A 25,792-nucleotide genomic window follows, 5' to 3' on the forward strand; every position below is an offset into this window, starting at 1 on the left:
CTAAATGAAATTGAAATCCCTATTCTTAATTAGTGAAACCATAATTTATCCAGCAGACCTGAGAAGATCAGGAAGCTGAAGCAGACCATGTTCGCCGTCAAGAAGATGGCAAACACTTGCGTAAAGCCATTGTGTGGCACGCTGGCCCGGTGCTTCTTCTTGTAGCGCAGCCAAGTATCATTGATGACCAAGGCGCACCCGTGGAACAAGCCGTACGTGATGTAATACCACGTGACCCCGTGCCAGAACCCCATGACTAACATGTTGATGATATAAGTGACGTTAGCCGTGGTGGTTGGCTTTTTGAAGATCTTGTGTTTCATGAACCAAAAGACCAGACGCATGTAGATAAAGTCGCGGAACCAGAAGGACAACGTGATGTGCCAACGATTCCAGAAGTCCTTGATGTTCGGTGAGCGCCAAGGCTGATTGAAGTTCATTGGCGTGGCAATGCCCATGATGTAAGACGTTCCCACCGCGAACAGCGAATACCCCGCGAAGTCAAAGAACAAGTCGGCACTGTAAGCGTACATGTACCCCAACACTGGCCAGGAAAGATCCAGGAACCCACCACGCGAATGCATCGCCATCAGCTGTAGCTTAGGCATCAACATCGTGCCGAAGTAGTATGCCAAGATAAACTTGTACAAGAAGCCGACGAAGATGTAACGAATCCCCTTTTGCACCATCCCCAGGTATTTCTCCCGGTCCGGCACCGAACGATAATCCGCTTCAAAGCGTCGATAACGGTCGATTGGCCCGGATGAGATGGTTGGGAAGAACAGCATGAACTGCAGGAAGGTCATGACTTGATAATCCTTCAGCGTGCCATCCCGCGTTTCCATCATGGTCTGGACCGCCCGGAACGTCAGGTAACTGATCCCCAGGAAGCCAATCAGTGACGACTGCCCATTTTCAACGGCCGGTGTCACCTTGACGATGGCGAGTGGCGCAATGGCCAGAATCACCATCAGGTAAAATATTGGCCCGGAATTTTGGTGCTTCCGGTAAACGGCATACCCCCAGGTCAACGCCACTTCGTACAAAATGTAGATGATCAAGGCCACCCCTTGCGTCCACTTGGGACCACCAAAGGTTAAGACCAGAAAGAAGATTGAGATCAACGTTTCGTACAGGCGCGACCGTTTGCCGTACAGAAGACCAATCATCAGTGGCAGTAACGCCACGCCCAACAAGGCGAAATACGTTGGGTTACCGTACGGTTCAAATGACAACATTATTGATTGACCTCGGCAATGATAGATTTAATATCAACCTTGCCGTTGGGGGTCATCGGTAGGCTTTCCTTGTAGACGAATCGCTGTGGAATCATGTATTCCATCATGTCACCACCCTGTAAATTGGCCTTGATCGCCTTGGTCAAGTCTAATTCACTGGCAAATTCATGAGTTGCCGGTACGATCCAGGCAATTAACTGACTCACCTTATGGTTACGATCATACCGTGGTACTGCGACGCCTACCTGAATGTGTGCTTCTTGTGACAGGTAGTGATTGACTTCTTCGAGTTCGATGCGGTAGCCGTGTAACTTGATTTGAAAATCAGTCCGGCCCCGGTACATGATCAACCCGTTATCCAGTTGGACACCCAGGTCGCCAGAACGGTAAACGGTCTTGCCGGCCATCTTAATGAAGGCCTTGGCCGTCTTTTCTGGGTTGTTCAGATACCCCTTTGACATCGACGGCCCACTGATCAGCAATTCGCCTTCAGTCCCCGCCGGTAGCGGATGTAGGTGCTCATCGACGACGGTGATTCGGGTATCATCCTTTACATGGCCAATTGGTAGCCGTGGGTAATCTGCCAGTATCCGTTCGGTAATTTCGACTTGAGTGACCGCCACCGTGGTCTCCGTTGGGCCGTAAGTGTTGAAGATACGGGCCTGGGGGAACCGCTGGTGCAAGGTGCTCGCCGTGGCGTGGGTCAATTCTTCACCACAGAAGAGGAACCGGCTCAAGTACGGGTAGTGGCTCGCGTCAAAGGTCGGTTCCATCAGGCAAATATCCACGAAGGATGGCGTTGAAACCCAGACGTTCAGATTCATCGTTGGCAGCGTTTCAAACAGTGCCTTGAAGTTATCCGTGACTTGCTTCGGTAAGGCCACCAGCGTGCCACCACTGGCCAACGTCGGTCCCCAGTCCATCACGGACAGGTCAAACGAGTATGGTGCTTGAGACAACGTGCGTGGTGCCTGTGGTAATTTGAAATCATCACTCAACATCCAGTTAACATAGCTTAACAAGTTGGTGTGTGAGATCTGTACCCCTTTTGGCTTCCCAGTCGTGCCAGACGTGAAGATGATGTAATACGTCTCATCCCCGCTGACACCATGAGTGACCTGGTAGTCGACGCGCTGATCAAAAATCGTGGTCAACGTTGTGCCGTCGATAATCGGCGTGTCACCCAAAGTTGTGGGCAAGGCGCTCACCGCAATCGCTGCGGCCGGGTGGGCAATGTCATTAATCGTGGTAATGCGTTCAACTGGTGAATGCGTGTCGATCGGCACGTAAGCGTGACCGCTCTTGACGATACCCAAGAAGGTCGCCATCATGTCAAACGTTTGGCCGCCGTACACCATGATTGGTGCGTGAGCGGGTAAAGCCATTTTGTCCAAATGTGCTGCTAGCGCATCCGAACGCTGCTTGAGCTCCCCGTAAGTGTTGGTCTGGCCCAGATCATCGTAAGCTAACCGTTCCGGGTCCTGGAGCGCCCAGTGATCCATGGCCGTAATCATGTCTCTAATCATACTCTGTCCCCCCAAAGATTGTTTCTCCTGCTACTCGCGCTAGTTGACCCCGCAACTAGAATTCATTGTAGATAAACGTTGAGCTGTTCAAGCCGCTGTAACCGTATAAATAAACTAATGCCATCAAAATTACAAAGTAGAATAAGGTCCAGCCAACAAATGCGACCACTGGCTGATGCCAAATCGCCAGCCACTTTGCTCTCATGAAATTCACCCCCAAAGTTTGTCGACCGATTCGCCCCCAAGTCGACGTCCGTACATCCCCTTAACTAAGTCAGCAACTTCCCCGACGAATCGACTGAGTTAAGCGCGGAGTTCGTGGTCCCAGCCACGCTCCTTATGTTTTGAGAATATCATTGCCAAAACCGGATTGCAAACAACCTCACTCAACCTTAAACCTTTCTTTTCTTTTTCCAGGTAAAAAAGCCATTTTGGGTCAAAAAAAAGGTTGCTGAAAACCTTCAGCAACCTTGATATATCAACTATATACACGTTTTTATCATGCGATTAATTTTCATTGAATTTATCGCGCATTTTGTTAAATAAGTTTCCTTTGCCGCTGCCTGTAACCGTTTCACCACTGGCTTTTGCGAAGTCACGTAAGGCATCGCGCTGGCCCTTGTTCAGGTTCTTTGGCGTCAAGACCTTGACCGTCACGTGCTCGTCACCATTACCATTACCCCGCAAACGTGGCGCACCTTTGCCTTTTAAGCGGAAGGTGGTCCCACCCTGGGTGCCGGCTGGAATCTTCAGCTTCACGTCACCGTGGACCGTCTTGACCGTCACGTCGTCCCCCAGTGTTGCCTGAACGAACGACAGATCCTGATCAAAGTAAATTTCCGTGCCATCGCGGCGGAAGTCCTTGCTAGGTTCCACTTGGAAGATAATGAACAGATCGCCGTAACCACCGCCATTACGGCCGGCTTCACCTTGACCCTGTAACCGCATTTGTTGCCCGTCATCGACCCCAGCTGGAATCGTGACTTCGACTTCATGCCGTTCTTCTTCGTGACCAGACCCACCACAAGTTGGGCACTTTTCCTTGATTTCTTGACCGGTACCGTGGCAGACCGGACAAGGCTGTTGACTGCGCATCCGACCCAACGGTGTGTTGGTCTCGGTCGTCACGTAGCCAGACCCGCCACATTGGTGACAGGTGACCGGTGACGTCCCCGGCTTGGCCCCATTACCGCCACAGGTGTGGCATTGGGCCTCACGGTTGTACTTGATCTTGGTCTTCTTGCCAAAGATGGCCTCTTCAAACTTCAAGTCCATCTGGTACTGTAGATCTCGACCAGGCCGTGGTGCGTTGGGGTTCCGTTGGCCGCCACCGCCGCCAAAGAATTGGTTGAAGATGTCGTCGAAACCACCGCCGCCACCAAAGCCGCCGAAGCCACCTTGTTGACCGCCGCCAAAACCACCGAAGCCGCCTTGGGCACCGTCTGCGGAACCATATTGGTCATAGTTGGCCCGTTTTTGTTCATCACCTAAGACATCATAGGCATCCTGCACGGCCTTGAATTTCTCCGCCGCATCCGGTGCCTTGTTCAAATCTGGATGATACTTCTTTGATAATTTCCGATAGGCCTTCTTGATTTCTGCTTGACTGGCATCTTTTGCGACGCCTAGTACGCCATATAAGTCCGTTTCCGCCATCTTTTTCCTCCCAATCAAACCCGATATTTTTCGCTACTAGTAAGAATAGCATACTCGAAACAAAAAGCCAAAGCCCCAGGGACTCTGACTTCTTGTCTGCACTCTCTTAAAGTGAAACGGGGCAATTACTTGTTATCGTCGTCGTGAACTTCGTGGAAGTCCCCATCAACAGTGTCGCCGTCTTTGCCGTCGCTCTTGGCATCGCCACTGGCTTGTTGACCAGTAGCACCGTCAGCGCCGCCCTGGGCTTGTTGTGCCTGTTGGGCTTGTTGATACAACTTGACGGAGAGGTCTTGGATGATCTTGTTCAAGTCATCCTTCTTGCTCTTCATGTCGTCCAAGTTGTTGGCTTCTTGGGCCTTCTTCAAGGCGTCACGCGCATCTTCGGCCTTCTTGATTTCGTCGTCAGAGACCTTGCCCTTAACGTCTTTCAACGTCTTGTCGGTCTGGAAGAGTAATTGGTCGACTTCGTTCTTGGTGTCGACTTCTTCCTTACGTTGCTTGTCGGCAGCTTCGTTTTCCTTAGCTTCCTTCATCATCTTGTCGACTTCTTCATCGGACAGACCGTCGGAACTCTTGATGGTGATCTTTTGTTCCTTGTTCGTGCCCATATCCTTAGCGGAAACATTCACGATACCGTTCTTATCGATATCAAAGGTCACTTGGATTTGTGGAACACCACGAGGTGCAGCTGGGATGTCAGCGAGTTGGAAGTTACCCAACGTCTTGTTGTCAGCAGCCATTGGCCGTTCACCTTGTAAGACGTGGATATCAACGGCTGGTTGGTTATCCGCAGCGGTTGAGAAGACTTGGGACTTGCTGGTAGGAATCGTGGTGTTGCGGTCGATCAACTTCGTGAAGACCCCACCCATGGTTTCAATACCCAAGGATAATGGCGTGACATCCAATAAGACAACGTCCTTGACGTCACCAGTGATGACCCCACCTTGGACAGCGGCACCTAAAGCAACGGCTTCATCAGGGTTGATGGAGTGGTTAGGTTCCTTACCCGTCCACTTCTTAACGGCTTCTTGAATAGCTGGAATCCGCGTAGACCCACCGTTTAAGATGACAACGTCAACGTCGCCGGCTTGTAAGTCGGCATCCTTCAAGGCGTTTTCAACTGGGATCCGCGTCTTTTCAACCAAGTCAGCCGTTAATTCGTTGAACTTGGCCCGTGTCAAGCTCTTTTCCAAGTGCAATGGGCCATTGTCGCCAGCGGAAATAAATGGCAAGCTGATTTGTGCTTCGGTAACCCCAGAGAGGTCCTTCTTCGCTTTTTCAGCAGCGTCCTTTAACCGTTGAACGGCCATTTTATCCTTGGATAAGTCAACACCGTTTTCGTCCTTGAAACCGGCAATCAACCAGTCCATGATCTTTTGGTCAAAGTCATCCCCACCTAAATGGGTATCCCCGTTCGTTGACAGCACGTCGAAGACACCGTCACCTAAGTCCAGGATGGACACATCAAAGGTCCCACCACCAAGGTCATAGACCATGACTTTTTCATCTTTGTCTTGCTTGTCCAAGCCGTAAGCTAAGGCTGCGGCCGTTGGTTCGTTGATGATCCGTTCAACGTTCAAACCAGCGATCTTACCAGCATCCTTAGTTGCTTGCCGTTGGGCATCGTTGAAGTAAGCTGGCACCGTGATAACGGCCTTATCAACCGTGTCACCAATGTAGTCTTCAGCGAAGGACTTCAAGTGTTGTAAAATCATTGCGGAAACTTGTTCTGGCGTGTAGTCCTTGCCTTCAATGGTTTCCTTGAAGCCTGCTTCACCCATGTGACTCTTGATAGATGAAATCGTGTTCGGGTTAGTGATTGCTTGACGCTTAGCAACTTCACCGACTTGGGTTTCACCATCTTTAAAAGCGACAACGGATGGCGTCGTCCGGGCGCCTTCCTTGTTCGCAATGATCTTTGGCGTACTGCCTTCAAGAACGGCAACGGCAGAGTTAGTCGTCCCTAAGTCAATTCCGATAATCTTGTTACTTGCCATCAAAAATTCCCTCTTTTTTTAATTTTTTATTTATAAATTTATTGAGCAACGACAACCATAGCGGGCCGGAGTACCCGGTCCTTTAGTTGGTAGCCCTTTTGGAGCACATTGACCACCGTTTCAGCCGTTTGCCCATCAGAGACTGGGACCGACTGAACCGCTTGGTGCAAGGTCGGGTCAAACTTCTGGCCCAGTGCGGCGATCTCCGTCACGTGATTACGCTTCAAGGCGTCTTCCATGTGATCGTAGGTCATCTGCACACCCTTTTTGATCTGCTTGCTCGTCTCATCAGTCGCTTCGACTGCTAAGGCCCGCTCCAAGTTATCGATCACGGGGAGCACGTCCTTAGCGAGTTGCTGACCATCGTACTTGATGAGCGCGGCCTGTTCCTTTTGGTAACGGGTCTGCATGTTTTGCACTTCCGCTTCGGCGCGCAGGTACTTGTCCTCGAAGCCATCCGCCTTCTTTTGCACAGCGGCTAAAGCCTCCGCGGTGACCGTTGGCGTCGACTTATCAGTGGGCTTCTTGTCCGCTGGTGCGGCTTGCTCAGTCTTGTCTGGGTCTTGCTTAGTAGTGGCGGCCTTTGCCGCAGTTTCATCATCAGTGGATGGTTGTTGCTTGTCAGCCACGATAAAAAACCTCCCTTTCTTTACTCGTCGTAGAACCGATAGTAATCTAACAGTTTCTTCGCGAGCTCTTCACGAAACGCACCGACAATCCCTAACATCCGTGAATACGGCATGCGGGTCGGTCCTAAAATAGCGATCATACCCTTACCATGTTGGTTCACGTCGTAGGTGGCGGTGATCAGGCTGAAGTTTCTCAAGGCATCGTTGGTCATTTCATTGCCAATTTGCACGGAAATGTTATCCCGCGGTTGCCCCAAGACGTTGGCGATATCATCGGTCTTATCGATCAATGAATACAACGACTTCAGTGAATCAACATCGCTATCCTGCGAGAAGTTCAACAGATTCAGTCGACCGCCAACGTAGAACCGCTCTTGCGCGGCCCGCGTCAACACGTCGCCGAAAATATCCAGAAAGCCTTCTGGACTCTGCAGGTAATTGGCAATTTTCATTGGAATATCCGCCTGCAGCTTTTGAACCACTTCTGGAAGCGTCAACCCGACCAACTGATCATTGATCAGCCGAACAACGGCCTCTAACTGGTCGCCGGTCACGGACTCACTCACGTCAAATGTCTGGTTTTCCACGTCACCACTGTCGGTGACCAGGATCGCCATCACTTGCCGCTTACCGAGGGGAACCAACCGGAAACCACTAAGCCGACTGTCCTTTAATTCCGGCTTCAACGTAAACGCGGTATAGCTCGTCAGGTTGGATAAGATCGTGGCCGATTGCGAAATAATTTCGTCAATCTTGTGGAAATCGCCACCTAACGAGGACTGAATCACGTCGATATCGTTGGGCCGCAACGGATCGGGTTTTACCAAATGGTCAACGTAATACCGGTACCCTTCAACCGAAGGAATCCGGCCGGAAGACGAGTGAGTCTTTTTAATCAGGCCCTGTTCCTCCAACGCCGCCATTTCATTACGAATTGTCGCTGAGCTTACGTGGATGGGTAACTGCTTGGCTAATGCCTTAGACCCCACCGGCACACCAGTGTTGGTAAAGTCGCGGACAACGGCTCGCAGAATCATCATTTGTCTTTCTGAAAGCATCACAATCACCCCTTTTTTAGCACTCAAACAACACAAGTGCTAAGTCACATATATAATGTAGCAAAACCGGGTTTTGAAGTCAAGAAATCTGGTAGAATTTTTAGCAATCGTTGGGTTTAAGTGCTAATTTTTTAGAATTCCCTCAGAATACAGCGGTTTCAGGATGGATTGTGGTGACTGGCCCGCCTTACCGTTCGCCAAATATGGGCTGGAACGCTGTGGGCGGACGGGACGAGCCAAAGGGCGGTCTCGGCACCTCGCTTTGAGCCGAAATGCACGTCTCAAAGACGCCAGTTCCCTAACCAGCCAAAAGCGCTGCCAAGGGAACTCCCACGGCTGAGCCCATATTTGGCGAACTCCCGGCTACGGTAGTGCCTATCGCCCACACTTGCCTAATTAACTAGTGTCTCTAAATCTATCATCTAAGTTAACCTATACCACTACTCTTACTAAACTTCTTGTCGGGATGGCGTTCAACCACCAAAATCTAGGCCTAAAAATCTTGGGATAACTTTCAACGGCCAACCAAAAAGGACTTAACTCCCGCAACGCGTTCGCTAAGCCCTTTAAATTATTTAACTGAAGATTGCAAGTGCAAAAATACCTGATAATACTCAGCTGACAAGGACTGTGAACATGAAATTAGTCCACGCCCGCCACCTGCGGCTGTCAGAGATTCCGGTAGCTATGGGGAACGCCGGCGGCCTAAGGAGCGGTCCGCCGACTCGGTTTGAAGCTTGACGAACCCCGTCAATCTCCAAACACGTCCCACGCTGTAAGCTGAGAAAAAACGCTCAGCTAACACCGTTGTCACAGCAACCTGCACCTCTGACCTCCTCCGGTTACGTCGGTGATTAACCACAAAATTAGCAGAGAAATCGCTGAACATCCACATTAGCGGACAACTTGTCACGTAACCGTGAGTGAGCTAAATTTGGACTCAGCCGTGGGAGTTTACAAGTGAACTTCTTGGAAACTGGCGTCTTCGAGACGCGGTCTTCGGCTCGAAGCGAGGTTGAAGACCGCCTTTTGGCTTCGACCGGTCCTTCCCACAGCGTCACGGTCCAAATTTGGCGAACGGTAAGGCGGCCAGCACAGAGCAAGGTGCGTTCAAAGGCTAATTTTATCCCTGTAAACCCTGGTGTCACCATAAATTTAGCTACTTTTAAACTTGCAACCTTTAGTTATTTAAGATTCACGCGTCGCAACTTGATGGAAATAGGCCCGCGTGTCTGCTTCGTCTTGCTTTAATTGCGCAACCAGACCGTCCGCGTCCGCGAATTTCACCTCGCCGCGCAACCGGTGGTGCCATTCGACCTCTACTGGTTCGCCGTACAGGTTGCCCTGGAAGTCCAGGAGGTTCATTTCGACCGTGACTGGACGGTTATCCCCAAAGGTCACGTTACGGCCCACAGAGACCATCCCAGGGTACCAGATGGCCCCAACCTTCAACCGGGCCGTGTAAATGCCAATCCCAGGGATCCACTCATCCTGTGGCGCCATGACGTTAGCCGTGGGGTAGCCGATCGTTCGGCCCCGGGCCTCGCCGTGGACTACCAATCCCGTCGAGCGGTACGTGTAACCCAGTAATTGGTTCACCAAGTCGACATCACCCGCACGCATCGCCGCCCGAATCCGCGTAGAACTAACCTTTTCGTTGCCACTGGCCTCTTCGGGGACCGTGACCACCTCAAACCGTCCCTGCGCATATTCAGGCAACCGCGCCATATTGGCCACGTCCTTCTTGCCGTAAGTGTGGTCAAAGCCAGCCACTGCCGCCACCGTGTGAAAAGCCACCAAATAGTGGTCGACAAATTCTTGCGGTGTCTGGGCCGCAAATTCGCCGGTGTAATTGACCAAAAAGACCCGGTCGACCCCCAATCGGTCCAGCTGCTGGAGCTTGCGGTTGATCGGACTCAAATACTTCTGGTCATCCGCCTGTAGCGGCCGGTAAACCAGCGCAGGGTGGTGATCATAGGTCAAGACGGCCAGCTTAACACCTTTGGCTTGGGCAAGCGCTTTGGCCCGGTTGATGACCGCTTGATGCCCGCGATGAACGCCATCGAAAAAGCCCATGGCCAAGACCACTGGCTCATCGGGAATTTGCCGTGCATCTAACGGGTGGTGTATGTGAATAACTTCCATTGGAAATTCCTCTTCTCAAAACTTAGTTCACCGCAAACATTTTCAGCGGCTTGTATTGTTGTTTTTCTTCGGACCATTGGTACAGGCACTTGGTCGCGCCCTGATACGTCAAGGCGACTTCCGGTGCCGTGGCACCATCCAGCTCATCGGCTGTGAGAAAGACGCCATTTTTGACCAGTCCCCAGACGCGGTCGCTCAATGCCACATGGGGATAAGCCGTCAACGCATAGTCGATGGGCCGTAAAATGGCCGACAGATTTTCGTTTGCCATGGCTTCGGCCACCTGGTCTAACGTCACCGTTTGGTCCAGCGTGAAACCGCCACTCTGTTGCCGGGTGAGCGATGCCATCACGGCCGGTACGCCCAACAAGAGACCCAGGTCAACGGCTAACGTCCGCACGTAGGTCCCTTTGGAACAGCCCACTTCAAAGGCCACGGTCTGCGTGCCCTGTTCGGCGTCAAACGTCCCCGCATCGGTCAAGGTGAAATGATCAACGGTCACCGTACGCGTTGGCCGTTCAACGGTTTCGCCCGCCCGCGCGTACTCGTACAACTTGCGACCATGAACCTTGACCGCCGAATACATGGGCGGCGTTTGCTGGATGGTCCCGGTCAGTTGGGCCGTCCCCGCCGTCAATTCAGCCAGTGTAAAGGGACGGGTCAGTGCCTGTCGTTCTACGACGTCGCCGTCCAGATCCTCGGTCGTCGTAGCCAAGCCAAAGGTCACCGTTCCCCGGTAAACTTTGCCGGAAGCCATGAGGTATGGCACGACCTTGGTCGCCGAGCCGATACAAATGGGTAACACACCATCGACGCTGGGATCAAGTGTCCCGCTGTGGCCGACCTTCTTGGTGTGGAGAATGTGGCGTAATTTGGCCACACAGTCAAAACTGGTGAGGCCTCGTTCTTTGTATAAGGGGATAATCCCGTCCATCCCGGTTCCTCCGTTCTTACTTGTGAAATCGTTTGGGTTAAGTCAATGAAACTGGCTAAACCAGTGCCTACGGCTGCCAGGGGTTCCGCCTGCTCTGGGGAACGGCTCCAGCCTGGCAAGCAGGCTTCCACCTCGCTTGAAAGCCTCGCTAAAACCGCGAGTCTCCCAAGTCGTCCCACGCTGTAGGCTGAGATAAAACCTCAGCCAACACCTCAGCCAACACCGTCGACACAGCTGGCTACACCCCTGGCCTCCTTCGGCAGATTGCTGTCTGTTAACCACAGGTTGTTCAGTTTACCAGGTCATCAACTAGAGCTGGGCGACAACACATTATTTAATGGCCATCATTGTTATTAACCACCACAGTAGCCGATAGTTCGTCAAATATGGGCTCAGCCGTGGGAGTTCCCTTGACAGCGCTTTTAGCTGGCTAGGAAACTGGCGTCTTTGAGACGTGTATTTCGGCTCAAAGCGAGGTGGCGAGACCGCCCCTTGGCTCGTCCCGTCCGCCCACAGCGTTCCAACCCATATTTGACGAACGGCTAGGCGGCCAAACACTACGCAAGCCAGTCAATTATGACACAGAATAGCTTATAGTTTACCACAGACTAACGGCGTGTGGCCAACGTTGCGCGTGAATTTGGACCCAAAAAGGTGCTGGCCAACACTGACCAGCACCTCAGCACCCCGTGATTACTCGCGGTGGTGTAATTCATTTAACAGTTCATCGATGTGGCTACCGTAGCGTACTGAGGAATCTTGTTCGAACGTCAATTCTGGCGTCTTGTAGATGCTCAGGCGAGAACCCAATTCGGACCGGATCAGGCCCGTGGCCTTGTCCAATCCTTGTTGCGTCTTCTCTGCGGATGAGGCCTTGTCGGATAAAATACTGTAGTAAATCGTTGCCTGTTGTAAGTCACCGGTAACTTCTACCCCGGTAACGGTCACGCCCTCGACCCGTGGATCGCGGACCCGTTTGAGGAGAATATCCGTAACTTCCCGTTGGATTTCTTGTTCCAACCGGCCAACTCGATATTGTGCCATGACAGTTGCCTCCGATTATTTATTTAACGGGAACTTCCTTCATCACGTAGGCTTCGATCACGTCGTCTACCTTGATGTCGTTATAGTTCTCGATAGTTAACCCTAATTCATAACCCATCTTAACTTGCTTGACGTCGTCCTTGAAACGCTTCAAGCTACCTAATTTACCTTCGTAAATGACCACGCCGTCACGAATCAAACGAACGTCGCTGTCAGCGGTAACGTAGCCTTCGGTAACCATCCCACCGACGATTGTCCCGACCTTGGAAGCATGGAAAATATCCTTAACTTCGATCTGGCCAATGACTTGTTCTTCGTAGGTTGGTTCCAGCATCCCCTTCATCGCCGTTTCGATTTCATCGATGGCGTTGTAGATGACGTTGTGCAAGCGGATGTCGACCTTGTCACTGTCGGCTTGGGCCCGTGCTTGTGGTGTTGGGCGAACGTTAAAGCCAATGATGATGGCATCTGAAGCTTCCGCTAAGGTGACATCACTTTCGTTAATGGCCCCTACGGCAGAGTGAATGATGTTGACCCGGACACCGGAAACATCGATCTTCTTCAGACTCCCAGCTAAGGCTTCAACAGAACCTTGAACGTCAGCCTTGATGATGACGTCAACTTCCTTCATTTCACCTTCCTTAAGGGAATCAAACAGGTTGTCCAACGTCACGTGACTCGTGTTGCGGCGTTCCTTGACCAAGGCTTCCTTGGCCCGTTCTTCACCGGCAGCCCGCGCCGTCTTTTCATCGTCGAAGACCACGAACCGGTCCCCGGCTTCTGGCACGTCGTTTAACCCAGTGATTTCAACTGGCGTAGACGGTACGGCGTCCTTGATCCGCCGACCACGTTCGTTGACCATCGTCCGGACACGACCAAACGTGTTGCCGACCACGATTGGGTCTCCAACGTGTAAGGTCCCTTGCTGAACCAGCAGTGTGGCAACGGAACCCTTGCCTTGATCCAAACGGGCTTCGATAACGTTCCCGGCACCGTTTTGTTCAGGGTTAGCCTTCAATTCCAGCACTTCGGCTTGTAGCAAGATCATATCGAGCAATTCGTCGATGTTCTTGCCAAACTTCGCAGAAATTTCAACGAAGATGGTGTCGCCACCCCAGTCTTCAGGAATCAATTCATATTCCGTCAATTGTTCCATGACGTGGTTCGGGTTAGCACCCGGCTTATCGATCTTGTTGACAGCCACGATGATTGGCGTACCAGCCGCTTTGGCATGGTGAATAGCTTCGATTGTTTGTGGCATCACACCGTCATCCGCAGCAACCACCAACACGGTAATATCGGTGATTTCCGCACCACGGGCCCGCATTTCGGTAAAGGCCGCGTGTCCTGGCGTATCCAAGAAGGTGATCAGCTTGTCATTGTAGTGGACTTGGTAAGCCCCAATGGCCTGCGTGATTCCCCCGGCTTCACCCTCGGTAATGTGTGAATGCCGCAAGTGGTCCAGCAACGTGGTCTTCCCATGGTCAACGTGTCCCATGATCGTAACAACTGGTGCCCGCGGTACGAGATGGTCCGTATTGGCCATTTCAGCGTCGAAGGCCTTGTCGATATCGGAAACGTCGACTTCAACCTTTTCCTTGGCTTGGATGCCATAGTCGTCCGCCAAAATTTCAATCGTATCCTTATCCAGGGATTGGTTTTGGTTGACCATGACGCCTAACATGAAGAGTTTCTTCACGATTTCAGCTGAGGAACGGTGTAAGATCTTCGCCAGGTCTTGGGCGTTCATGCCATCGCTATAGACTAAGACTTCTGGTAAAGCCTTGTTCTTCCGTTCTGGCGCACCCTTGTGCTGGTTCGTGTCTTTGATCCGTTGGTTCTTCTTGTAACGATTATTGTTGTTATTACGGCGGCGGTTATTGCGGTTGTTCCGGTTATTCCGGCCCCCACGACTGTTGCTGTTGTTGCTACCACGCCGGCCGTTACTATTATTTGTATTATTATTCAAGCTTCCACCAAATCTGCCGGTACCGGAATTACGTTGTTCACTGTGATTTCCGGTCTGGCTGTTATTTTTATTATTGTTACGGTGATTCTGATTACTGCCCCCATTACCATTGTTATGGTTCCGGTTACCGTTGACAGAAGACTGCCCGCGATGGCTGTCGTTACCAGCATGGGTCTGCTGGTGACCGCCCCGGTTGGCAGTAGACTGTGACTGGCTCGCCTCACGCTTATGCGTGGTGGCGTGCCCCGTCTGGTTACCGGATTGGGCTGGCCGCGCCGCTTGCACCTTTTCAGGTTGTGACTGGGTCTTCCCGTGGGACTGAAAAGCAGCCCGTAACTGACGTTCTTCGTTCTCGCCGAGCGTTGACATGTGGTTTTTCACCGGAAAGCCCTTAGCTGCGGCCTTGTCGATGATCTGTTTACTGGAGACATTAATTTCTTTGGCGAGTTCATAAATTCGCTTTTTCCCCATATCTTCACACTCCTTCATATTCTACCGATCACGAGAACGTCAGGTGGCTACTCAAGTAATTGTTGTAACTTCCGGACGAATCCCGGATCAGTAATTGCTATGACCGTGCGCGCCGACCCAATGGCCGTGCTCAGTTGGTCCTTGGTAAATGAGTCATTCAATGGAACGTCATAGCTCGTTGTTTTGTCGCGGAATTGTTTTTGACTACTCTTACCGGCATCACTGGCTAAAAACACTAGCCGAGCCGATTGATCCCGCACAGCGGCTAGGACAAAGGATTCGCCGGTAACCAATTTACCTGCTCGCCGGGCCAATCCTAATAATTGTAAAGCACGCTCAGAATTAGTCATTGTCAAATAATTCCCGCCGCGCTTGTTGATGATCAACGTACGCAATCAAATCGTCGTAAAATTGGTCATCGATTTTGACACCAAAGGCGTGGTCAAAGGTCCGTTCTTTCTTCGCCTTTTGGGCAATGGCGACATCCAAGCTAATGTATGCGCCCCGACCGGACTGTTTGCCTGTCGGATCAATGCTGACCTCTTGCGCTTGGTTCCGGACGACCCGGACCAATTGCTTTTTTGGTGCCATTTCCCCAGTCACAATATCCTTGCGCATGGGGATCTTCCGTTGTTTCATGGACCTAACCCTCCTTTAGCACAACGCTACTTGGCGTCGTCGCTGTCGTCAGTCGTGTCACTGGCTTCGTCAGTTGTCGCGGCTGCGTCGTCGGCAGCTGCGTCGCTTGGCGTTGCAACATCTTCAGGCGTTACGTCAGCTGCAGCGTCACTAGTGGCATCAGCCACCGGTGCGTCTTCAGTCACGGCACTGTCATCACTGGCAGTCGCGTCGTTAGCGGCCTGATCAGCTTCCATTATAGCAGATGCTTCGGATTCTGATTTGATATCAATCTTGTAACCAGTCAACTTAGCGGCCAAACGGGCATTTTGCCCCCGCTTCCCAATGGCTAAGGAGAGTTGATAGTCCGGCACGATGACCTCACAAGCGCGTTCGTTGTTCGGATCAAAGATGACATCGAGTACTTCGGCGGGGTTCAAGGCGTTGGCGATGAACTTTGCTTCGTCATCCGTCCACTCAACGATATCCATGTTTTCGCCACCGAGTTCGTTGACGATGGTCTGGACCCGTTGTCCCCGAGGGCCGACAGTGGTCCCCACAGGATCGATATCCGGGTTGTTGGAGCGAACCGCTACCTTGGCCCGGTCGCCAGCTTCACGGGCAATTGCCATGATTTCCACAGTCCCATCGTAAACTTCTGGGACTTCTTGTTCAAACAATCGCTTCAATAAATCGGCGTGGGTCCGGCTAACGAAGACCTGTGGCCCCTTAGTCGCGTTTTCGACCCGGGTCACGTAAACCTTGATGCGATCGTGAATCCGGTACGTTTCGTTAGGCATTTGATCCTGACGACCCATGACGGCTTCGACCTTACCTAGGCTCACGTAAACGAAGCGGGAGTCTTGACGTTCAACTTCCCCAGTCACGATTTCATTTTCGTATTGACTGTATTGGTTGTAAATGATGTTGCGTTCCGCTTCACGAACCCGTTGCAAGATCACTTGCTTAGCGGTCTGCGCAGCGATCCGACCAAAGTTCTTGGGAGTCACTTCAAACTTGATGTCATCCCCAATTTCATAACCTTTGTTGATGGTCAACGCTTCGTCTAAGCTGACTTCCAACCGAGAATCGTAGACCTGGTCAACGACCTTCTTCACGGCAAAGACGTGAATATCGCCCTTACGCTGGTCAAAGTTGACTTCCACGTTTTGGGCTTGGTCATAATTACGCTTGTAGGCCGACACCAAGGCCGCCTCGAGCGCGTCGATGACGATTTGCTTGTCGATGCCCTTTTCCGTTTCCAGAACGTCTAAGGCACCCAATAATTCTTTACTCATGTGTTGTTTCGCTCCTTATTTAGTTAGAACTTGATGGCTAACCGGGCTTGGGCAATGGCGTCACGGGGAATCGTCAAGGTCTTGATGCGGCCCTTCAAATTCACGGTCAGTTCCATGCTAGTCTCAGTCAGCGAGTCTAACGTTCCTTCGTAAACCTTGCTGTTACCAATCTTTTGGTAAAGCGACACGTGGATGTAATCCCCCACGGCTTTTTCAAAATCAGCTGGTTTCTTCAGTGGTCGTTCAGCACCCGGTGAGGATACTTCTAAGAAATAGGCTTGAGGAATGGGATCAGGGTCGATGCTGTCCAATTTCTCAGACACTTCATCACTGACCATCGCACATTCTTCAATGTTGATGCCCCCGGGCTTATCGATGTAGAGCCGCAGGTACCAACTCTTGCCTTCCTTGACAAATTCAACGTCAACTAATTCAAACTGATGATGCGCCACGATTGGCTGGGCTAAGGCCGTCACGGTCTCGACGACAGTACTCAAAGAATTCCGCCTCCTACATTTATCCATTAAAAAGAGTGAGCATTGACTGCTCACTCATTTAAAAAACGAGTTTAACTACAAGTACTACAATACTACACTAACCCCGAGATTGCAACTGTTCTGCCGCCTAGGCTTCACAAGTTAACAGTAATAAAATAAATCCCACGATAGTAATAAACTCAAAAACTAAGAAATTCAGACGCGTCGTGGCCATTGATCGCAAACTGATGGCCTTGATCAGGGTCAATACGAATGCCACCACGAAGTACGCCAGGACCATGGCCAAGAACGTGGCTTCCCCGACGCTCGCCAATGTACCGAACAAAATGTAACCTAAGCCAATCAAACAATAACCTGCCAGAAAAATCCACCCATCTGGTAATCGTACGAATCGCCGTAACATGGTGAACACCCGCTTTCGCTAAAGTTTATTAATGGTTTACGTTTCCTTGTGTTAAGTATAACATAATCCAGCTGTTTTGTAAGCGCTACCAAAACGCTAATTCGGTTAATCACCGGGTGGGCTATTCTCTAGAAAATAGCCCAGTTTAAGCACTGAACTGGCGACGTTTACCGGCCCGAAACTGCCGCTACTTTTCAGCCACCAGATGCAAAAAAAGAGGCCAGGACCGTAGTCCCAACCTCTTAGACAATATTTTTTAAATGGCCGAAACGTGCGCCAACAGGCAACTGGTTCCGCTTAACACTGCTAGGCAAATAATCCAAGAGCAGGATTATCCGCCTAGCACCGTTAATGCTCGCCAGTTAACCGCCTGTTGGCCCACTCTTTGACTTACATCATATCATCAAACAAACTCAATTGGTTCTCATCCGGCAAGCCCTTCAGCACGCCGTTTTCCGTCATGAAGTCGATGATGGTCTTGGAAACCTTGCCACGTTTAGCCAGGTCTTCCTTGGAAATAAATGGCCGGTCATTACGGGCCGCCACAATCTGCTTGGCGACGTTCAACCCCAAACCGGGGGCGGCTTGGAACGGCGCAATCAGTGTGTCGCCGTCAATGATCCAGTCGGCAGCGTCGGACCGTTCCAGGTCGATCATCTTGAACTTAAAGCCCCGTTCCAGCATTTCGTTGGCTAATTCCAGCACCGTCAAGAGGTTCTTATCCTTGGCGGAAGCGTCCATTCCCTGGTCATTGATGGCCTTCATGGCCGCCTTGACCGCCGTCTTGCCCTGTGACATGGCCACAACGTCAAAGTCGTCGGCCCGCACGGAGAAGTAAGCAGCGTAGTAAATGATGGGGAAGTAAACCTTGAAGTAGGCTACCCGTAGCGCCATCAACACGTAGGCTGCGGCATGGGCCCGGGGGAACATGTACTTGATCTTCAAGCAAGAATCAATGTACCAATCTGGGCAATCCGTTTGCTTCATCTTCTCTTGCCACTCGTCTGGAATTCCCCGGCCCTTCCGCACGTGTTCCATGACTTGGAAGGACGTTTCAGAATCCAGGCCGAAGTTGATCAAGTCGGTCATGATGTTATCCCGGCACCCAATCACGTTGGCGATGGTGGCCGTGCCGTTTTTGATCAGCTCTTCGGCATTGCCCAACCACACGTCGGTCCCATGAGACAGGCCAGAGATCTGTAGCAGTTGTGAGTAGTTTTGCGGATTGGTTTCTTCCAGCATCCCCCGGACGAAGCGCGTCCCAAATTCGGGCACGCCCAACGTCCCGGTCTTGGACTGAATCTGTTCTGGCGTGACCCCCAAGGAGTCCGTCCCGGAGAACAACGCCATGACGCCCGGATCATCCATCGGAATCGTCTGTGGATCGACCCCGGACAAATCTTGCAGGGTCCGGATCATGGTCGGGTCATCGTGTCCCAGAATATCGATCTTCAAAATATTATCATGGATCGAATGGAAATCAAAGTGGGTCGTTTGCCAAGCGGCGTTCTGGTCGTCGGCCGGGTACTGGATCGGCGTGAAGTCGTAAATATCCATGTAGTCCGGCACAACAATGATCCCCGCGGGATGTTGGCCGGTGTTTCGTTTGACCCCGGTCACACCCTTGGCCAAGCGGTCGACCTCGGCCCCCCGCAGATTCTGTTCGGTGTCTCGCTCGTAAGCCTTGACGTACCCGTAACCGGTCTTGTCAGCCACGGTCCCAATCGTTCCGGCCCGGTAAACGTTCTTCTCACCGAACAAGACTTTGGTATAGTTATGTGCGATGGGTTGGTAGTCCCCGGAGAAGTTCAAATCAATATCAGGAACTTTGTTTCCCTTGAATCCCAAGAACGTTTCGAACGGGATGTTGTGGCCGTCACCGATCATCAGCGTCCCACACTTGGGGCAGTTCTTTTCGGGCAAATCGTAACCCGAGCTGTACTCACCCTTGGTGTAGAAATGCGAATACTGACAGTTGGGGCAGCGGTAGTGTGGCGGCAATGGGTTCACTTCGGTAATCCCGGTAAACGTTGCCACCACACTGGAGCCAACGGACCCCCGGGACCCAACCAAGTACCCGTCCTTGTTGGACTTGGCTACCAGTCGTTGGGCAATCAAGTAAATCACGGAGAACCCGTTTCCAATGATGGACTTCAACTCCCGGTCGACCCGGTGTTGTACCAACTCGGGGAGTGGATCGCCGTACCACGCGTGGGCAGTGTCCATGGTCCGTTGGCGAATTTCGTCTTCGGCCCCTTCCATCCGCGGCGTGTACAGCTTGTCCTTCAGTGGGTGGACCTCGTCGATCTCATCAGCAATCTTATGCGTGTTGGTGACCACGATTTCCTTGGCCGTGTCCTCACCCAGGTAGGCAAAATCATCCAGCATCTCGTTGGTCGTCATGAAATGCGCATCTGGCAATTCTTGACGGTTCAACGGGTTGGCGCCTCCTTGCGAGTGAATCAGGATTTTGCGGTAAATAAAGTCCTCCGGATCCAGGTAGTGTACGTCACCGGTCGCGACCACGGGCTTGTCGAGGTCGTGGCCCAGCTTGACCATGTTCCCCACGATTTCTTCCAGGTTGGCCTCGTCAGCAATCAAACCGGAATCGATCAGAGGTTGGTAGGCCGCCTTGGGTTGCACTTCCAGGTAGTCGTAGTATTTGGCCTTGGCCGCGGCTTCGACCTGGCCCTTTTGCATCATGGCGGTGAAAACTTCACCAGATGAACAAGCAGACCCGACCAGAATGCCTTCACGGTAATGGTCTAACACGCTCCGGGGAACTCGTGGTACCCGATAGAAGTAATCCACGTTGGATGCGGAAACGAGCTTGAACATGTTCTTTAAACCGGCCTGAGTCTGTGCCAGTAAAATGGCGTGACTCGGCCGCGCGTGTTTGTAGGCATCATTATCGGTCATGTGGTCATTCAACTGGTCGTGGTACTGAATATTGTAGCGGTCCTCGGCGTCCTTTAAGAACAGGTAGTTCAAATGTCCGGTTGACTCCGCATCATAGACGGCCCGGTGATGGTGCTCCAGGCTGACGTGGAAGCGTTTGGCCAGCGTATTCAATCGGTAACTCTTGAGTGTTGGGTATAAGAAACGAGCCAACGTCAAGGTATCAATGATGGGGTTGGGAATCTCCGGCATGCCGTGCCGCTGGTACCCGGTGTTCATGAAGCCGACATCGAAGGTCACGTTATGCCCAACGATGATCGCGTCGCCACAGAATTCCCGGAATAGCTTGAAGACCTCTTCTTCTGACTTAGACCCCGCGACCATATCATCGGTGATACTGGTCAGGTTCGTCGTCTGTTCTGACAACGGGAAGCCAGGGTCAATGAATTCTTCAAATTGGTCGATCACATTCTTATGCTGCATCTTCACGGCGGACAGTTCGATGACCTTGTCATAGATGGCCGATAGCCCCGTCGTTTCCACGTCAAAGACCACGTAGGTGGCGCCGTCTAGCGGCACGTGGGCACTGTTGTAGCCAATCGGCACGCCATCGTCGACTAGGTTGGCCTCGACGCCGTACAACATCTTCACACCGGCCTTGGATCCCGCATTAAAGGCGGCTGGGAATCCCTGCACATCGGCGTGATCCGTGATAGCCATGGCTGGCATGCCCCACTTTTTCGCCCGACTAACGTAATCGCCAATGGGGTTGGTGGCGTCCATTTGGCTCATGGACGTGTGCAAATGCAGTTCAATGCGCTTCTCATCGGCCGGCGCCGTATCCTGGCGCGTGGCGTGCTTGACCTGGTTGATGTCATAGGCGTTGAGTGCCAAATCGTGCATGTACGTGTCTTCTTGGACACTCCCACGAACCTTGACCCAACTGCCCTCTTCAACGCCGGCAAATTGGGCCTCGTCTTCCGCACCACGTGAGAATTTCTTCACGGCAAAGGACGACGTGTAGTCGGTAATCTTCAGCGTCAGCAGTTGCCGACCTGAACGCAGCTTCCGTACTTCCTTATCGAAGACGTAGCCTTCCACCACCACGGAACGTTCTTCTTGAGTGATGTCAACCATCCGCGTAATAGGTTGATCGCCCTTGATGGCCTTCCCAATCTGAGTGGGACCCGTTGCGGCCGGGGTATCCCCCTGAGTGGCCCGCTTCTGGTTGGCCTTTTCGATAGCCGCAGCCGCTTGCTGGGCCAGTTGCGCATCCGTTTTTTCTTGGCGCGCCTTGAACTCGTCGATCTTGGCTTGTGACTTGGATTCGTCGACCATTACCCGGATATTGAACTTCGGAAAGCCCGCATCCCGGTAGGTCGCTTCCAACGGCCCCAGAGCCTGGTTGGCCAAGAAGTCCTTGACCACTTCGTTTTGTGCGTAGAGCAGCACCCGGTTATCGGCGTCGAGTTCGGGCACCTGAGACTGACACAGTTCTTGCACCAAGTTGCTGGTCAAGCCGCTGTTTTCGACGACCCATTTCCAGTAATCCCCCAACGCCCGGTTGGTCAGCTCAGGCGCGTCGACTTCCAGGGTCGCTTCAACCTGGGCAATGTCTTTGAACGCCATCTGTAAATGGTTATGGAAATCCACGAAGGCCGTGAACGGCATTAAACTAGGCAGCTTCAAGAAGAAGTGCCAGCGCCGCGACTGCTCGTGCACCGTCAGTCGGTCAATGGTGGCCGTCTGAAAATATGGTTGCTCCGCAGCGGCGGTCAGATCTAGTTGTTGTAATAATTTTTCAAATAAAGCATGGCGATCTTCGTCCACGAGGAAACTCCTTTCGTTACTTAAAACTGGTTAGTGACTAAAATAATTGCGTGAAGACTTGAAATATACTGAGTAATTAGATACTGGTGTCACAGTGATTGATGACCTGTACTTGCGCAAAACACCAGTATAACAGTCCGGTCCGCAACCCTATATTGCCCCCAGTCTGGCTGAACACGCACCTAGTTCTTGGGGCAGGCTAGTCGGATGACTAATCACTCCTCTAGCCGAGAGTGAAGTGAAAGTCAGGCTCAGCCGGGGAATTTAGCAGCGCTCTTAGCTGATAAATTGGTGACTTTGAGACGTGTTCTTCGGCTCAAAGCAAGGGGCGAGACCTTGGCTCGGCCCGTCCTCCCCCAGCGTTCCAGCCTGACATTTCACGTAACGTCAGGCGGACAGCACAACACCAGCCTGGGACCAAAAAGACCAGCCGCGACAGCTGGTCTTTACGGTGAGGTTAGTCAATATCTTTAAACAAAATCTCGACGGTGCTTGCTACCTCGTCTTTGATCACTTCGACCGTCTCACCAGTCTTGCGAATCTTAATTTCAACGATGCCTTCGCCGGCCTTCTTACCAATCGTGATGCGGACCGGAATCCCCATCAGATCTGAGTCAGCAAACTTCACACCGGGACGTTCTTTCCGGTCATCGGTCAAGACGCGATAGCCCTTGGCCGTCAACTCATCTTCCAATTCGGCAGTCAGGTTGGCTTGGTCTTCCTTCTTCAGGTTGACTGGGACCAAGTGAATGTCAAATGGCGCAATGTTCCGTGGCCAAACCAGGCCGTTTTCATCAGCCTGTTGTTCCGCAATGGCGGACAGTAACCGGCTTACACCGATACCGTATGACCCCATGACAACGGGCTTTTGCCGGCCGCCTTCGTCTAAGACCGTGGCACCTAGGGCATCGGAATATCGCGTCCCCAGCTTGAAGATATGGCCAATTTCGATACCGCGCGTGAACTTCAGCACACCGGAACCGTCTGGTGACAGGTCACCGGGTTGGACTTCTCGCAAGTCAGCGTAAGCATCCACTCGGAAATCGCGGCCCGCGTTGGCATTTTGATAGTGGTAGCCGTCTTCATCGGCACCCACAGTAACGTTGACCATGTCGCCCACGTATTGGTCGGCTAAGATCTTCACGTCTTCGCCCACACCAACGGGTCCCAATGACCCAAAGCTGGCGTTCAAATACTTTTTAGCATCTTCTGGCGTCGCAGGATCTAAGAAGTCGGCGTTCAAGTAATTCTTCAGCTTGGTCTCGTTCACCTCATGGTCGCCGCGAACCAGCACCATCACGGGTTGGTCCTTGTCAGCCACGTAGAGCATGCTCTTCACCAAAGTCGTTGGCTTGACATCGAAGAATTCAGCGACCTCATCGATCGTCTTGGCACCTGGCGTCGCAACCTTCTTCAAATCTTCTGGTTGGGCATGCGACTTCTTACTGATGAAGAGGCTCTTAGCCATTTCCAGGTTGGCCGCATAGTCAGAGGAGTCGGAGTAAACGATAGTGTCTTCACCCACTGGCGCAATGGCGGAGAATTCCTTGGAATCCTTACCACCCATGGCACCCCCGTCACCGACAATAGCCCGGTAGTTTAAGCCGACCCGGTCGAAGATGTTTTCGTAGGCCTGTTCCATTTGGTCGTAGATCCGGTTGAGGTCCTCATCGTTGATGGAGAAGGAATAACCATCCTTCATGATGAATTCACGGCCCCGCAATAGGCCGTAGCGTGGACGGTCTTCATCACGATACTTGGGCTGGATTTGGTACATCACCAGCGGCAGGCGCTTATAAGACTTGACGGCATCACGAATCAACATGGTAAAGGTTTCTTCGTGCGTTGGTCCCAGGATAAAGTCAGTGTCGTGACGGTTCTTCAGCTTAAATAAGTTGGCACCGTACGTGTCGTACCGACCAGATTCCTGCCATAGACTGGCTGGTAAAATGGCTGGCATCAGGGTTTCGACAGCATCGATCTTGGCCATTTCCTCACGGATGATGGTTTCGATGTTCGTCAAGACCCGGTAGGCCAATGGCAAGTAGGCGTAAACCCCCGCCGTGACCTGACGAATGTAGCCGGCCCGCAACATCATTTGATGGCTGAGGGCCTCAGCACCATTGGGCACTTCCTTTAAAGTTGGAATGAGTAGTTTCGATTGTTTCATAGTTCAATATTCCCTTCTCGTAACGACCGAATTTGTTAATGAATGAAGTAGCGTTCAATATCGTTCCACGTGACTAACAACATCAGTAGGACCAAGAACCCTACACCCACCAACGTAATCGCCGCTTCCACATTTTCGGAAAGTGGTTTGCGCCGGATAGCTTCAATAAAGTTTAATAATATTTTACCACCATCCAGGGCTGGAATTGGTAGTAAATTGACAATTGCCAAGTTAATCGACAGAAATGCCAGGAAATTCAAGATTCCCACGGCCCCATACTGGGTCGCCTGTGAGGTCGTGGCAAAGATCGCCACGGGACCGCCCAAGTCATTTAAGCTAAAGTGACCCGAAACCATGTGCCACAGGGCCCCAAAGAGGGCTTTGGTCATGGTCCAGGTTTGGGTAAACCCGGAAGCCAAAATGGCCCCCACGTGCTTATCCTGGGCCTGGGTAATCCCAATCATCCCCACGGTTTTGCCGTTAGACTTCTGACCAGCCGGCGTCAACGTGACTTGTTTCGTTTTTGACCCGCGTTGAATAGTCACCGTGGTCCTCTTGTTCGCCCGGGGTTGGATGGCGGTGCTCAGATCCGTCCAGCTAGTGGTCTTCTTCCCATTGACCGCAGTGATCTTATCGTTAGTCTGAATGCCGGCCTTCTTGGCCACAGAAATGGGTGAACTGGCCACCTGAATTTGGTTGGTGCCCATCGCCACGCCACCTTGCACGAATGACATCAACATGAAAGTCACGATGGCCAACAGAATGTTGTTCATCGGCCCAGCAAAGTTGGTCATCAACCGCCGACCTAGCGTAGCCGACTGAAATTGCACGTCTTTAGGCGCAATCTGCAGCTCGGTCCCATCGGCTTCAATGATGGTCGCGTTATGGGCAACAGGATAGCGTTTGACTTCAGACTCGTCACCATTCTCGTACCCTTCGATCCACAGTTCATCTTCCAGGTCCGTTCCCGTGACTTCTAATGGAATCCCGTTAAAGAGCGTTGATTTTTTACTCGTGTTAATCCGTTGCACCTTTTCGTCAGCGCCGACGTAGAGGCTGACTGGTGTCCCCGGTTTGATTTCTTCTTCGTCGTCTTCCGCCCCAGCCATGCGGACGTACCCACCAACGGGCAAGAGCCGTAACGTGTAGGTCGTCCCGTCTTTGCCTCGGTGATAGACCAACTTGGGGCCCATCCCGATCGAGAATTCTCGCACCAAGATGCCACCGCGTTTGGCAAAGTAAAAATGCCCAAACTCGTGCACGATGACCAGAATCCCAAAGACGATGATAAAGGTAATAATCGTTGTAATCACAGGTGTCGTCCCTTCTTCAGTTAAGAGTAGCGTGTCGTTTTTTACATCTGCCCCCTAGCATACCCTAAGGACCCTAGGCGGCGCAAGCGAACAGC

19 protein-coding genes are annotated in these 25,792 nt (G+C 51.9%); all 19 read right to left on the reverse strand.

Annotated features, from left to right (window positions below):
- Positions 1–29 precede the first annotated feature (29 nt).
- The 19 genes from dltB to rseP all read right to left on the reverse strand — a co-directional run bounded on the left by dltB (position 30) and on the right by rseP (position 25,697).
- Positions 30–1,238 carry a D-alanyl-lipoteichoic acid biosynthesis protein DltB gene (dltB, locus tag NGM66_RS07090; protein ID WP_208909482.1) on the reverse strand — a complete coding sequence of 403 codons (1,209 nt, stop codon included), beginning with the start codon at positions 1,236–1,238 and terminating at the stop codon, positions 30–32.
- Positions 1,238–2,764: a D-alanine--poly(phosphoribitol) ligase subunit DltA gene (dltA, locus tag NGM66_RS07095; protein ID WP_208909481.1), complete on the reverse strand. Its 1,527-nt coding sequence runs from the start codon at positions 2,762–2,764 to the stop codon at positions 1,238–1,240. Before dltA ends, dltB begins: the two co-directional genes overlap by 1 nt.
- Positions 2,765–2,819: 55 nt before the next feature.
- Positions 2,820–2,969: a teichoic acid D-Ala incorporation-associated protein DltX gene (locus tag NGM66_RS07100; RefSeq protein ID WP_208909480.1), complete on the reverse strand. Its 150-nt coding sequence runs from the start codon at positions 2,967–2,969 to the stop codon at positions 2,820–2,822.
- Between the two features lie 302 nt (positions 2,970–3,271).
- Positions 3,272–4,420 (reverse strand): molecular chaperone DnaJ, encoded by a 1,149-nt coding sequence (gene dnaJ, locus NGM66_RS07105; RefSeq protein ID WP_208909479.1) that lies wholly within the window; start codon positions 4,418–4,420, stop codon positions 3,272–3,274.
- Positions 4,421–4,545: 125 nt separating this feature from the next.
- Positions 4,546–6,420 carry a molecular chaperone DnaK gene (gene dnaK / locus NGM66_RS07110; RefSeq protein ID WP_208909478.1) on the reverse strand — a complete coding sequence of 625 codons (1,875 nt, stop codon included), beginning with the start codon at positions 6,418–6,420 and terminating at the stop codon, positions 4,546–4,548.
- Between the two features lie 38 nt (positions 6,421–6,458).
- Positions 6,459–7,049, reverse strand: coding sequence for a nucleotide exchange factor GrpE (gene grpE / locus NGM66_RS07115; protein WP_208909477.1), 591 nt, complete (start codon positions 7,047–7,049; stop codon positions 6,459–6,461).
- Positions 7,050–7,069: 20 nt separating this feature from the next.
- Positions 7,070–8,107, reverse strand: a complete 1,038-nt coding sequence (hrcA, locus tag NGM66_RS07120; RefSeq protein ID WP_125575893.1) for a heat-inducible transcriptional repressor HrcA — start codon at positions 8,105–8,107, stop codon at positions 7,070–7,072.
- A gap of 1,188 nt (positions 8,108–9,295) precedes the next feature.
- Positions 9,296–10,252 (reverse strand): riboflavin biosynthesis protein RibF, encoded by a 957-nt coding sequence (gene ribF, locus NGM66_RS07125; RefSeq protein WP_208909476.1) that lies wholly within the window; start codon positions 10,250–10,252, stop codon positions 9,296–9,298.
- A 22-nt stretch (positions 10,253–10,274) separates the two neighbouring features.
- Entirely contained in the window at positions 10,275–11,186 is a 912-nt protein-coding gene (gene truB, locus NGM66_RS07130) for a tRNA pseudouridine(55) synthase TruB (protein ID WP_208909475.1), read from the reverse strand.
- A 693-nt stretch (positions 11,187–11,879) separates the two neighbouring features.
- Positions 11,880–12,230, reverse strand: a complete 351-nt coding sequence (gene rbfA / locus NGM66_RS07135) for a 30S ribosome-binding factor RbfA (RefSeq protein ID WP_125575896.1) — start codon at positions 12,228–12,230, stop codon at positions 11,880–11,882.
- A 19-nt stretch (positions 12,231–12,249) separates the two neighbouring features.
- Positions 12,250–14,670: a translation initiation factor IF-2 gene (gene infB, locus NGM66_RS07140; RefSeq protein ID WP_208909474.1), complete on the reverse strand. Its 2,421-nt coding sequence runs from the start codon at positions 14,668–14,670 to the stop codon at positions 12,250–12,252.
- Between the two features lie 47 nt (positions 14,671–14,717).
- Complete coding sequence (locus tag NGM66_RS07145; protein WP_208909473.1) at positions 14,718–15,020, reverse strand: L7Ae/L30e/S12e/Gadd45 family ribosomal protein; 303 nt, start codon at positions 15,018–15,020, stop codon at positions 14,718–14,720.
- Positions 15,013–15,309 carry an RNase P modulator RnpM gene (gene rnpM / locus NGM66_RS07150; protein ID WP_135368073.1) on the reverse strand — a complete coding sequence of 99 codons (297 nt, stop codon included), beginning with the start codon at positions 15,307–15,309 and terminating at the stop codon, positions 15,013–15,015. Before rnpM ends, NGM66_RS07145 begins: the two co-directional genes overlap by 8 nt.
- Before the next feature lie 26 nt (positions 15,310–15,335).
- Positions 15,336–16,586, reverse strand: coding sequence for a transcription termination factor NusA (nusA, locus tag NGM66_RS07155; RefSeq protein ID WP_208909472.1), 1,251 nt, complete (start codon positions 16,584–16,586; stop codon positions 15,336–15,338).
- 23 nt (positions 16,587–16,609) lie between these two features.
- Positions 16,610–17,083: a ribosome maturation factor RimP gene (gene rimP / locus NGM66_RS07160; RefSeq protein ID WP_208909471.1), complete on the reverse strand. Its 474-nt coding sequence runs from the start codon at positions 17,081–17,083 to the stop codon at positions 16,610–16,612.
- A 127-nt stretch (positions 17,084–17,210) separates the two neighbouring features.
- Positions 17,211–17,486 carry a hypothetical protein gene (locus tag NGM66_RS07165; RefSeq protein ID WP_208909470.1) on the reverse strand — a complete coding sequence of 92 codons (276 nt, stop codon included), beginning with the start codon at positions 17,484–17,486 and terminating at the stop codon, positions 17,211–17,213.
- A gap of 390 nt (positions 17,487–17,876) precedes the next feature.
- The gene (locus NGM66_RS07170) at positions 17,877–22,214 is read right to left on the reverse strand and encodes a PolC-type DNA polymerase III (RefSeq protein WP_208909469.1); all 4,338 of its coding nucleotides are present in this window, start codon (positions 22,212–22,214) and stop codon (positions 17,877–17,879) included.
- A gap of 457 nt (positions 22,215–22,671) precedes the next feature.
- A complete protein-coding gene (locus NGM66_RS07175) occupies positions 22,672–24,384 on the reverse strand; it encodes a proline--tRNA ligase (protein ID WP_208909468.1) in 1,713 nt (570 codons plus the stop codon).
- A 35-nt stretch (positions 24,385–24,419) separates the two neighbouring features.
- Positions 24,420–25,697, reverse strand: coding sequence for an RIP metalloprotease RseP (gene rseP / locus NGM66_RS07180; RefSeq protein ID WP_208909467.1), 1,278 nt, complete (start codon positions 25,695–25,697; stop codon positions 24,420–24,422).
- Positions 25,698–25,792: the final 95 nt, after the last annotated feature.

The organism is Levilactobacillus yiduensis, from assembly GCF_024718525.1.
Taxonomy (GTDB): Bacteria; Bacillota; Bacilli; order Lactobacillales; family Lactobacillaceae; genus Levilactobacillus; species Levilactobacillus yiduensis.